Origin of the sequence: Pedobacter gandavensis, assembly GCF_014172405.1 — a bacterium.
Classification (GTDB): domain Bacteria; phylum Bacteroidota; class Bacteroidia; order Sphingobacteriales; family Sphingobacteriaceae; genus Pedobacter; species Pedobacter gandavensis.
Genome location: NZ_WNXC01000003.1, coordinates 164,031 through 176,828, shown reverse-complemented (window position 1 = coordinate 176,828; position 12,798 = coordinate 164,031). Strand labels below are relative to the sequence as shown.

The window sequence follows — 12,798 nt, the reverse complement described above, 5'->3', positions numbered from 1 at the left end:
AACATGGCAAAAGAAAAGTTTGACCGCAGCAAGCCGCACTTAAACATCGGCACAATCGGTCACGTTGACCACGGTAAAACAACCTTAACAGCAGCTATCACTAAAGTGTTATCTGATGCTGGTTTATCTGAGGCGCGTTCATTTGATTCTATTGACTCTGCTCCAGAGGAAAAAGAAAGAGGTATCACTATCAATACAGCACACGTTGAGTATTCAACAGCTAACCGTCACTATGCACACGTTGACTGTCCAGGTCACGCGGATTATGTAAAGAACATGGTTACTGGTGCTGCGCAAATGGATGGAGCTATCATCGTTGTAGCTGCTACAGATGGTCCAATGCCACAAACTCGTGAGCACATTCTATTGGCTCGTCAGGTTGGTGTTCCTTCATTGGTAGTATTCATGAATAAAGTGGATATGGTTGACGATCCTGAATTACTAGAATTAGTAGAGATGGAAGTTCGTGAATTGTTATCTTTCTATGAATTCCCTGGTGATGATATCCCTGTAATTCAAGGTTCAGCTCTTGGTGGTTTGAACGGAGATCCTACTTGGGTTGCTAAAATCATGGAATTAATGGATGCTGTAGATAGCTACATTCCAATCCCTCCACGTTTAACTGACCTTCCATTCTTAATGCCTGTTGAAGATGTATTCTCGATCACTGGTCGTGGTACTGTAGCAACTGGTCGTATTGAGCGTGGTGTAATCAACTCTGGAGATCCAGTTGAGATCTTAGGTATGGGTGCTGAAAATCTTAAATCAACTGTAACAGGTGTTGAGATGTTCCGTAAGATCCTTGATTATGGTGAAGCAGGTGATAACGTAGGTCTATTGTTACGTGGTATTGAGAAAACTGATATCCGTCGTGGTATGGTAATCTGTAAACCAGGTTCAGTAACTCCTCACACTGATTTCAAAGCTGAGATCTATGTATTATCAAAAGCTGAAGGTGGACGTCACACTCCATTCTTTAACAAATACCGTCCACAATTCTATTTCCGTACCACAGACGTTACAGGTGAAATCACCTTAGTTGAAGGAACTGAAATGGTAATGCCAGGTGATAACGTTACTATCAATGTTAAATTGATCAACGCAATCGCAATGGAAAAAGGTCTACGTTTCGCAATCCGTGAGGGTGGTAGAACAGTAGGTGCTGGTCAGGTAACTGAAATTGTAAAGTAATTTAAAGCCAATAGGCATTAAATAACCAAATAAAGCAAAGTAGTTGGGCTTTAAAAACCCACTACTTTGTTTCTAATAAAGCTGCTAAATCTTGGTTGAAGAGATAAAGCATAATATACACGGGAATAGTTCAACGGTAGAATAGAGGTCTCCAAAACCTTTGATCAGGGTTCGAATCCTTGTTCCCGTGCTAATAAAAGATTATGGCTAAAGTAGTTCAGTTTATTAAAGAATCGTATGAAGAAATGACCCAGAAGGTTACTTGGCCTACATGGGGAGAATTGCAAAATTCTGCAGTGCTGGTTCTAGTAGCTTCGTTTATCATTGCATTAGTCGTTTTTGCAATGGATAAGGGATCTACTTTTGTTTTAGATACTTTTTATAAATCACTTTCTAATTAATATAGCTAAATGGACGATCAGTTGAAATGGTACGTAGTTAGGGCGGTAAGCGGTAAAGAGAAGAAGGTAAAACAGTATATCGATTCTGAAATTAGCCGTTTAGGTTTTTCTCACCTTGTTCCTCAGGTATTAATCCCAATGGAGAAATACTATCAAATGAAAGAAGGAAAAAAGATTGCGAAAGAGCGTAACTTCTATCCTGGATATGTTTTGATTGAAGCGAATTTGGACGGAGAGCTAGAGCACATTATTAAAAATGTTAATAGTGTAATTGGTTTTCTAGGAGATAAAGGCGGAAACCCGGTGCCTATGCGTCAAGCAGAGGTTAATCGCATTTTAGGTAAAGTTGATGAGATGAGCCAGCAAGGTGAAACCATGAATGTAACTTATTATGTTGGAGAGAACGTAAAAGTAATGGATGGACCATTTAATGGTTTTACCGGCGTGATCGAAGAGGTGAACGAAGAGAAGAAAAAACTGAAAGTAATGGTTAAGATTTTCGGAAGAAAAACTCCACTGGAGCTTAACTATATGCAGGTAGAAAAAGAATAGAAATATTATATAAGATCTTAAATGTTACTTGCTTCCAACATTTTAACATTGAGTATTAAAATTAACAAAACAGAAAATGGCAAAAGAAGTCAGTGCACTTGTTAAGTTACAAATCAAGGGTGGAGCTGCAAATCCATCACCACCAGTAGGACCTGCTTTAGGTGCTAAGGGGGTGAACATTATGGAGTTTTGCAAGCAATTCAATGCTCGTACCCAAGATAAGCCAGGTAAAGTATTACCAGTTGTAATTACTGTTTATGCTGACAAGTCTTTCGAATTTATCATCAAAACCCCTCCTGTGGCTATCCAATTAAAGGATGCTACTAAATTAGCGAGTGGTTCTGCTGAGCCCAACCGTAAGAAAGTTGGTTCGGTGACTTGGGATCAGGTTAAGTCAATTGCTGAAGATAAAATGACTGATTTAAATGCTTTCACTATCGAATCTGCAATGAGTATGGTTGCAGGTACAGCACGCAGTATGGGAATCACCGTTAGTGGTGATGCACCTTGGACAAATTAATTAACAAAAAACAGTTTACAACAGTGGCTAAATTAACAAAAAATCAAAAAAAGGCACATGCTAAACTAGAATCTGGTAAAACGTATTCTTTACAGGATGCGGCTGCTTTGGTAAAAGATATCACTACTACTAAATTTGATGCATCGGTTGATATCGATGTAGCTTTAGGAGTAGATCCACGTAAAGCCAATCAAATGGTACGTGGTATTGCTACTTTACCACACGGTACAGGTAAAACTGTACGTGTATTAGTTCTTTGTAATCCTGATAAGGAAGAAGAGGCTAAAGCGGCAGGTGCAGATTTTGTAGGTTTAGACGAATATGTAGCCAAGATTGAAGGTGGATGGACTGATGTTGACATTATTATCACTACTCCTGCTTGTATGGCAAAAGTAGGTAAACTGGGCCGCGTTTTAGGTCCACGTAACCTTATGCCAAACCCTAAGTCAGGTACTGTAACTAACGAAGTTGGTAAAGCAGTAACTGATGTAAAAGGCGGAAAGATTGATTTTAAAGTTGACAAAAGTGGTATTATACACGCTTCAATAGGAAAAGTATCATTCCCAGCAGAAAAAATATATGAAAACGCATTAGAAGTACTTCAAGTAATTTCTAAGCTAAAACCATCTGCTGCAAAAGGAACTTATTTTAAGAGCATTCATGTTTCTTCTACAATGAGTCCTGGAATTGCAATCGAAACTAAATCAGTAGCGGGGATTTAATTATGAACAGAGAAGAAAAACACGTAGTAGTTTCAGCACTTCTAGAGAAGATGCAGGAATTCGGTAACTTTTATATTGCCGATACATCAAGCTTATCTGTTGAGAAAGTAAACAACATCCGTCGCAAATGTTTTGAAAGCGGGATTGAAATGCAGGTAGCTAAAAATACTTTGATCAAAAAAGCGATCGAAGGATTAGAAGGCGATGCATCTGAGATCTATGTTGCACTTAAAGGTCAATCAGCATTATTATTCTCTACAGTAGGTAACGGTCCAGCTAAGCTGATCAAAGCCTTGAGAAAAGGATCTGATAAACCACAACTTAAAGCAGCTTATATCGATTCAACAGTATTCGTTGGTGATAACCAATTAGATACTTTAGTGAGCTTGAAATCAAGAGAAGAGCTTATTGGAGACATCATTGGATTATTACAATCACCAGCTAAGAATGTGGTTTCAGCTTTACAGTCAAGCGGTAACAAAATTGCAGGAATTGTTAAAACTCTTCAAGAGAGAGAAGGTTAAGGAACACCTTATAAGTTCAAATTATAAATTATTATTTTACGTAAAATTTTTTAAAATCTATAAATATGGCAGATTTAAAAGCGTTTGCTGAGCAATTGGTAAACTTAACAGTTAAAGAAGTTAACGAATTAGCTCAAATCTTAAAAGACGAGTATGGTATCGAACCAGCTGCTGCTGCAGTTGTTGCTGCACCTGCTGGTGATGCTGCTCCTGCAGCTGAAGAAAAATCAACTTTTGATGTTATCTTAAAAGAAGCTGGTGGTCAGAAATTAGCAGTTGTGAAATTGGTAAAAGACTTAACTGGTCTAGGTTTGAAAGAAGCTAAAGATTTAGTTGATGGCGCACCAAAAGAATTAAAAGCTGGTGTTTCTAAAGACGAAGCTGAAGCTTTGAAAAAACAATTAGAAGAAGCTGGAGCTGTAGTTGAAATTAAGTAATCACTTAATTTTAATATAACTTTAAACATAGACTCCGACTGTATAGTCGGAGTCTATACCTGTTTATAAACATTTCATCTTGTTTGGCTGGTGAAAACGTTTAACGGCAAACCAAACAAATAGTTTATTCTTAAACTAAATTAACTTTAGTCCATTGGCAAATAAAGTCGACCAAAGAGTAAATTTTGCACGTAGTAAGCACATCATAGATTACCCGGATTTTCTAGATGTACAGTTGCAATCATTCAGAGAATTTTTTCAGATCGAGACCACTTCAGATAACCGTCACACAGAAGGTTTATTTAAGGTGTTTGCTGAAAACTTCCCAATCACAGATTCTAGAAACATCTTTGTTTTAGAATTCCTAGATTATTTTATTGATCCACCGCGTTATGATATACCTGAGTGTATTGACCGTGGGTTAACGTATAGTGTTCCATTAAAAGCGAAGCTGAAACTTTCTTGTAATGATGCAGAACACGAAGATTTTGAAACCATCATTCAAGATGTGTACCTGGGAACCATTCCATATATGACCCCTAAAGGTACCTTCGTAATCAACGGTGCAGAGCGCGTAATTGTTTCGCAATTACACAGGTCGCCAGGTGTGTTCTTCGGTCAAAGCCGTCACACAAATGGTACTAAGCTTTATTCTGCGCGTGTGATTCCTTTCAAAGGTTCATGGATCGAGTTTGCTACTGACGTAAATAACGTTATGTATGCTTACATCGACCGTAAGAAAAAATTCCCGGTAACTACGTTATTGCGTGCTATCGGTTACGATTCTGATAAAGACATTCTTGAACTATTTGATCTTGCTGATGAAGTAAAAGTTAGCAAGTCAGGTTTAAAGAAATACATCGGACGTAAACTTGCAGCAAGAGTGCTAAGAAAATGGGTTGAAGATTTTGTGGATGAAGATACCGGTGAGGTAGTTTCCATTGATCGTAACGAAGTAATCTTAGACAGAGATACTGTTTTAGAAGATGAGCACATTGATATGATCATTGATGCAGGTGTTAAAACGATCATCTTATCTAAAGATGATGGTGCCAGCCAAGCTGATTATACCATTATCTATAATACATTACAAAAAGATACTTCAAACTCTGAAAAAGAGGCTGTTGAAAACATCTACCGTGCTTTGCGTAATGCAGAACCACCTGATGAGGAAACTGCAAGAGGTATCATTGAGCGTTTGTTCTTCTCGGATAAACGTTATGACTTAGGAGATGTAGGTAGATACCGCATCAACCGTAAGTTGAAAATGGATACTCCTGATCACGTTAAAGTATTGACAAAAGCAGATATTATTGCGATTGTTAAATACCTGATCAAACTGATCAACTCTAAAGAAGAGGTGGATGATATTGATCACTTGTCGAATCGTCGTGTTCGTACAGTAGGTGAGCAATTATACGCTCAATTTGGTGTTGGTTTAGCGCGTATGGCTCGTACCATTCGTGAGCGTATGAACATTCGTGATAACGAGGTGTTTACACCAACAGACTTGATTAATGCCCGTACTTTATCGTCGGTAATTAATTCATTCTTTGGTACCAACCAGTTGTCGCAGTTCATGGACCAGACCAATCCTCTGGCAGAGATTACGCACAAGCGTCGTCTTTCCGCTTTAGGTCCAGGTGGTCTTTCACGTGAACGTGCCGGTTTCGAGGTACGTGACGTTCACTATACTCACTACGGTCGTCTTTGTACGATTGAAACTCCGGAGGGTCCAAACATTGGTTTGATCTCTTCTCTTTGCGTTCACGCGAAGATCAATAACTTAGGTTTCATTGAAACTCCATACAAAAAAGTTAAAGACGGAATTGTTCAGGTAGATGAGGATGTGATTTACCTGTCTGCAGAAGATGAAGATGGTAAAACTATTGCACAAGCGAATGCTGCTTATGATGATCAAGGTAATTTCACCACTGCACGTGTTAAAGCACGTTATGAGGGTGACTTCCCGGTTATTGAGCCTGAGAAATTAGACTTAATGGACGTGGCACCTAATCAGATTACATCGATCGCTGCTTCGTTGATTCCGTTCCTTGAGCATGATGATGCGAACAGGGCCTTGATGGGATCCAACATGCAACGTCAGGCGGTACCATTGTTACGTCCTGAAGCACCAATTGTTGGTACAGGTTTAGAAGGTCGCGTAGCCCGCGATTCAAGAACACTGATCAATGCTGAAGGTGAAGGTGTAGTAGAATATGTGGATTCAAATGAGATCACCATTAAGTATGTAAGAAACGATGCAGATCGTTTGGTTTCATTCGAAGGTGATAGCAAAACATATAAATTAATCAAATTCAAGAAAACCAATCAGAATACTTGTATCAACTTGAAACCAATCGTTAAGAAAGGTCAGAAAGTAGTAAAAGGACAAGTACTATGTGAAGGTTATGCTACTGAAAATGGTGAATTGGCATTGGGAAGAAACTTAAAAGTTGCTTTCATGCCTTGGCAAGGATACAACTTTGAGGATGCGATCGTAATTAGCGAGCGTATTGTTCGTGAAGATATCTTTACTTCATTACACATCGAAGAGTTTGAATTAGAAGTACGTGATACAAAACGTGGAGAAGAGGAATTAACACCAGATATCCCTAACGTTTCTGAAGAAGCTACTAAAGATTTAGATGAAAACGGTATCATCCGTGTAGGTGCTGAAGTGAAAGAAGGAGACATCCTGATTGGTAAGATCACTCCTAAAGGAGAATCTGATCCTTCGCCGGAAGAGAAATTACTACGTGCGATCTTTGGTGATAAAGCAGGTGATGTGAAAGATGCATCCTTGAAAACTCCACCATCGATTAAAGGTGTGGTAATTGACACTAAGTTATTCTCTAGAGCTAAGAAAACTACTAAAGCTGAAGAAAAAGCAGCGATAGAGAAATTAGATAAGAGATATGACCTTGCAACTACTAATCTGAAAAATGAGCTTGTAGATAAATTGTTCCAGATTGTAAACGGTAAAACATCTCAGGGTGTATTCAATGTTTACAAGGAATTATTATTCCCTAAAGGCGCTAAATTTACGCAGAAAAGTCTTGCTGATCTGGAGTATGCTCACATCAATCCATACAAATGGACTACTGATGAGGAGAAAAATGACCAGATTAAATTGCTATTGCACAACTATGGTATTCGTGTGAACGAAGAATTAGGTGCTTACAAACGTGATAAATTCGCCATCAGTGTTGGTGATGAATTGCCATCAGGTATTGTACAAATGGCTAAGGTTTATGTAGCTAAAAAACGTAAATTAAAAGTAGGTGATAAGATGGCTGGTCGTCACGGTAATAAGGGTATTGTAGCCCGTATCGTTCGTGATGAAGATATGCCATTCTTGGAAGATGGAACACCTGTTGATATCGTGTTGAACCCACTGGGTGTACCTTCACGTATGAACTTGGGCCAGATCTATGAAACTGTATTGGCATGGGCCGGTAAAGAATTGGGTGTGAAATTTGCTACTCCAATCTTTGATGGTGCTAAACATGACGAGGTAGAAGACTGGATTGCTAAAGCTGGTGTACCTGCTTCAGGTAGAACTTACTTACATAACGGTTTAACGGGTGAGAAATTTGACCAACCAACAACTGTAGGTATTATCTACATGTTGAAATTAGGACACATGGTTGATGATAAGATGCACGCTCGTTCAATCGGACCATATTCATTAATTACACAACAACCATTGGGTGGTAAAGCTCAATTCGGGGGTCAGCGTTTTGGTGAGATGGAGGTTTGGGCATTAGAGGCATTCGGTGCGGCTAATATCCTACAAGAGATCTTAACTGTTAAGTCAGATGATGTGATCGGTAGGGCCAAAACTTATGAGGCGATTGTAAAAGGCGAAAACCTTCCTACGCCAGGTGTACCAGAATCATTCAATGTATTGGTACATGAGTTACGCGGATTAGGTTTAGATATTACGTTAGACTAATGTTGAATTTTTTAATGCTGGAACGGACCGCAGTTAAGCTGAAGTCTGTTCCGGCTTTTTAAATTTTCAAATTCAAACAAAAGAGCTATGTCTTACAAAAAGGATAATAAATTAAAAAGCAATTTCACCTCGATCACCATTAGTTTGGCATCGCCGGAGGCTATTTTAGAGCGCTCTAGTGGGGAGGTGTTAAAACCTGAGACGATAAATTACCGTACTTACAAACCTGAGCGTGATGGTTTGTTCTGCGAGCGTATTTTCGGTCCGGTAAAAGATTACGAATGTCATTGCGGTAAATACAAACGTATCCGTTATAAGGGTATTGTGTGTGACCGTTGTGGTGTGGAGGTTACGGAAAAGAAAGTACGTAGAGAGCGTATGGGGCACATCAATTTGGTGGTTCCTGTTGCGCATATCTGGTATTTCCGCTCTTTACCAAATAAAATTGGATACCTGTTAGGATTGCCTACAAAGAGATTAGATTTGATCATTTACTACGAGCGTTATGTAGTAATTCAAGCTGGTTTCATGGCAGAAGAAGGTATTCAATACATGGATTTCTTAACTGAAGAGGAATATCTAGATATTCTTGATAAGTTGCCAAAAGAAAACCAATATTTAGATGATAAAGACCCTAATAAATTCATCGCCAAAATGGGTGCTGAAGCATTAGAGGATTTATTGAAACGTATTGACTTAGATACTTTATCTTATAACTTACGCCACCAGGCTGCAAACGAAACTTCTCAGCAACGTAAAAACGAAGCTTTGAAACGTTTACAGGTAGTGGAAGCTTTCCGTGGTGCAAGAACCCGTATTGAGAATAACCCAGAGTGGATGATCATCAAGATTGTTCCAGTTATTCCACCGGAATTGCGTCCGTTAGTACCTCTTGAAGGTGGTCGTTTCGCGACTTCAGATTTAAATGATCTATACCGTCGTGTGATTATCCGTAACAATCGTTTGAAACGTTTAATCGAGATCAAAGCGCCAGAAGTAATTTTACGTAACGAAAAACGTATGTTACAGGAAGCGGTAGATTCATTATTTGATAACTCGCGTAAAGTAAATGCTGTTAAAACTGAGGGTAACCGTGCTCTAAAATCTCTTTCAGACATCCTGAAAGGTAAACAAGGTCGTTTCCGTCAGAATTTATTAGGTAAACGTGTGGATTATTCTGCTCGTTCGGTAATTGTTGTAGGTCCAAACCTTAAATTACATGAATGCGGTTTACCTAAAGATATGGCTGCTGAGCTATTCAAACCGTTTATCATTCGCAAGATGATAGAAAGAGGTATCGTTAAGACAGTAAAATCTGCAAAGAAAATTGTAGACAGAAAAGATCCATTAGTTTGGGATATTCTGGAGAATGTTTTAAAAGGTCACCCGGTATTACTGAATCGTGCACCAACGCTACACAGATTGGGTATCCAGTCTTTCCAACCTAAATTGGTGGAAGGTAAAGCGATCCAATTACACCCATTAGTATGTACCGCATTTAACGCGGATTTTGACGGTGACCAGATGGCAGTACACTTACCATTAGGACACGCCGCAATCTTAGAAGCACAAGTATTAATGCTTGCTGCACACAACATTCTAAACCCTGCAAACGGAACGCCAATTACTGTACCTTCACAGGATATGGTTTTGGGTCTTTACTACATTACTAAAGGCCGTAGAACAGATGAGAAACGTGTAGTTAACGGTCAAGATTTTTCATTCTATTCTCCTGAAGAAGTAATCATTGCTTACAATGAGAAAAGAATTGACCTTCACGCGTTTATCAAGGTTAAGGTAAATGTGAAATTAGAAGATGGTTCAATCGTTAATAAATTGTTGGAAACAACGGTAGGTCGTGTACTATTTAATCAAATGGTTCCGGCAGAAGTTGGTTACATCAATGAACTATTGACTAAGAAATCTCTTAGAGATATCATTGGTCACGTAGTGAAAGTTACCGGTATGTCACGTGCTGCAAGATTCTTAGATGATATCAAAGAATTAGGTTTCCAAATGGCATTCAGAGGAGGTTTATCATTTAATTTACAAGATGTAAACATTCCTGTGGAGAAACAAGCTTTATTGGAGCAAGCTTCTGCAGAAGTTGAAGAAGTAAGGAATAACTATAACATGGGATTCATTACCAACAACGAGCGTTACAACCAAATTATCGATATCTGGACTCGTATCAATAACCGTTTAACATCATTCGTGATGACACAGTTATCGAGCGATAACCAAGGTTTCAACTCAGTTTACATGATGTTGGACTCTGGAGCCCGTGGTTCGAAAGAGCAGATTCGTCAGCTATGCGGTATGCGTGGTTTGATGGCTAAGCCTCAGAAATCAGGTTCAGGTGGTGAGATTATTGAAAATCCGATTCTATCTAACTTTAAGGAAGGTCTATCGGTATTAGAATACTTTATCTCTACTCACGGTGCGCGTAAAGGTCTTGCGGATACGGCGTTAAAAACGGCGGATGCGGGTTACTTGACACGTCGTTTACATGATGTAGCACAGGATATGATCGTTAATGCAGAAGATTGTGGTACTTTAAGAGGTATGTACACTACTGCATTGAAAGATAATGAAGATATTGTTGAGCCATTATATGACAGATTATTAGGTCGTATCTCTCTACACGATGTATTCAATCCTTTGAATGGTGAATTGTTAGTTGGAGCCGGAATGGATATTGATGAAGATATTGCAAAAGCAATTGAAGAATCACCATTAGAAGGTGTTGAAATTCGTTCGGTATTAACCTGCGAAAATAAACGCGGCGTTTGTGCGCTTTGTTACGGTCGTAACTTAGCAACTGGTAAACGTGTTCAAAAAGGGGAAGCTGTCGGTGTAATTGCTGCACAGTCAATCGGTGAGCCGGGTACACAGTTAACACTTCGTACGTTCCACGTTGGGGGTACTGCATCGAACATCGCTGCAGAATCTCAAATCAATGCTAAATTTGATGGTATCATTGAGTTTGAAAATGTTCGTACAGTAGAGAACGATACTGAAGATGGCGTAAAACAAATTGTTTTAGGTCGTTCAGGTGAGTTCAAAATTGTTGAGCCTGGTACAAACAAAGTGATCATGACCAATAACATTCCTTACGGTTCATTCTTATATGTTGAGGATGGCGCTAAAATCACTAAAGGTGATAAGATTTGTTCATGGGATCCATACAATGCGGTAATTATCTCTGAGTTCGCTGGTAAAATCGAATTTGATGCAATTGTTGAAGGTGTAACCTTCCGTGAAGAGTCAGATGAGCAAACTGGTCACCGTGAGAAAGTAATTATCGATACACGTGATAAAACTAAAAACCCTTCTGTACGGGTTGTGGATAAAAAAGGTGAATTGATCAGAGGATATAACATCCCTGTTGGAGCCCACATCGCTATCGATGAAGGTGACGCAGTTAAAACTGGTCAGATCTTGGTTAAGATTCCTCGTGCAACTGGTAAGACAAGAGATATCACGGGTGGTTTACCACGTGTAACGGAGCTTTTCGAAGCACGTAACCCTTCAAACCCTGCTGTAGTAACAGAGATTGATGGTGTGGTAACCTTAGGAGGCGTTAAACGTGGTAACCGCGAAATGACGATCGAATCTAAAGACGGAGAAGTTAAAAAATACCTGGTTCCATTGTCTAAACACATCCTGGTTCAGGATAATGACTTTGTGAAAGCGGGTATGCCTCTATCAGATGGTTCTATCTCTCCAGCGGATATCTTAGCGATTAAAGGCCCTGCTGCTGTACAAGAATATCTAGTGAATGGTATCCAAGAGGTTTACCGTTTACAAGGTGTGAAAATCAATGATAAACACTTTGAGGTGATTGTACACCAGATGATGCAAAAAGTTCACATTGAAGATCCAGGAGATACCACTTTCTTAGAGAATAATCTTGCAGATCGTTGGGACTTCATGATTGAGAATGACGAGATTTATGACAAGAAAGTTGTTGTAGAAGCTGGTGATTCGAACACAGTGAAACCAGGACAAATCCTTTCTCTACGTAAATTAAGAGATGAAAATTCTCAATTAAAACGTAAAGATTTGAGACAAATTGAAGTTCGTGATGCAAGACCTGCAACTGCGAGTTCAATGTTGCAAGGTATCACACGTGCTTCATTAGGAACGAAATCGTTCATCTCTGCAGCATCCTTCCAGGAAACTACAAAAGTGTTAAACGAGGCAGCAATTGCTGGTAAACGTGATAACATGCTTGGATTAAAAGAAAACGTAATTGTTGGACACTTAATTCCTTCAGGTACAGGTGTACGTGGATATGAGCGTATCATTGTAGGTTCTCAAGAAGAATACGATAAATTATTAGCTTCGAAACAAGAAGAAGTAGATGCTTAATATTTAAATATCTTTTGAAAAGTCCCCCTTCTGTTAAAGTCGGGGGACTTTTTTATGCAATTAGGTTTGGAAAATAATTGATCATCTGCTACCTCTGTATGGATTAAAGTAATAGTTTT

At 39.0% G+C, this 12,798-nt stretch carries 9 protein-coding genes and 1 tRNA gene; all 10 read left to right on the top strand.

Features of this window, described 5'->3' with window-relative positions:
- The first annotated feature begins 3 nt into the window (after positions 1-3).
- Positions 4-1,191: an elongation factor Tu gene (tuf, locus tag GM920_RS10930; RefSeq protein WP_182956986.1), complete on the top strand. Its 1,188-nt coding sequence runs from the start codon at positions 4-6 to the stop codon at positions 1,189-1,191.
- 119 nt (positions 1,192-1,310) lie between these two features.
- A tRNA-Trp gene (locus tag GM920_RS10925) sits at positions 1,311-1,381 on the top strand.
- Between the two features lie 13 nt (positions 1,382-1,394).
- A complete protein-coding gene (secE, locus tag GM920_RS10920; protein ID WP_062550292.1) occupies positions 1,395-1,592 on the top strand; it encodes a preprotein translocase subunit SecE in 198 nt (65 codons plus the stop codon).
- A gap of 9 nt (positions 1,593-1,601) precedes the next feature.
- Entirely contained in the window at positions 1,602-2,144 is a 543-nt protein-coding gene (gene nusG, locus GM920_RS10915) for a transcription termination/antitermination protein NusG (protein ID WP_062550291.1), read from the top strand.
- 76 nt (positions 2,145-2,220) lie between these two features.
- Positions 2,221-2,664 (top strand): 50S ribosomal protein L11, encoded by a 444-nt coding sequence (gene rplK / locus GM920_RS10910; protein WP_037443979.1) that lies wholly within the window; start codon positions 2,221-2,223, stop codon positions 2,662-2,664.
- Positions 2,665-2,687: 23 nt separating this feature from the next.
- Entirely contained in the window at positions 2,688-3,386 is a 699-nt protein-coding gene (gene rplA, locus GM920_RS10905) for a 50S ribosomal protein L1 (protein ID WP_062551168.1), read from the top strand.
- A gap of 2 nt (positions 3,387-3,388) precedes the next feature.
- Positions 3,389-3,910 (top strand): 50S ribosomal protein L10, encoded by a 522-nt coding sequence (rplJ, locus tag GM920_RS10900; RefSeq protein WP_182956983.1) that lies wholly within the window; start codon positions 3,389-3,391, stop codon positions 3,908-3,910.
- A 65-nt stretch (positions 3,911-3,975) separates the two neighbouring features.
- On the top strand, positions 3,976-4,347 hold the full coding sequence (gene rplL / locus GM920_RS10895; RefSeq protein WP_182956980.1) for a 50S ribosomal protein L7/L12: 372 nt from the start codon (positions 3,976-3,978) through the stop codon (positions 4,345-4,347).
- A 154-nt stretch (positions 4,348-4,501) separates the two neighbouring features.
- Complete coding sequence (gene rpoB / locus GM920_RS10890) at positions 4,502-8,305, top strand: DNA-directed RNA polymerase subunit beta (RefSeq protein WP_062550288.1); 3,804 nt, start codon at positions 4,502-4,504, stop codon at positions 8,303-8,305.
- An 87-nt stretch (positions 8,306-8,392) separates the two neighbouring features.
- Entirely contained in the window at positions 8,393-12,679 is a 4,287-nt protein-coding gene (gene rpoC / locus GM920_RS10885) for a DNA-directed RNA polymerase subunit beta' (RefSeq protein ID WP_182956979.1), read from the top strand.
- The last annotated feature ends 119 nt before the right edge of the window (positions 12,680-12,798 follow it).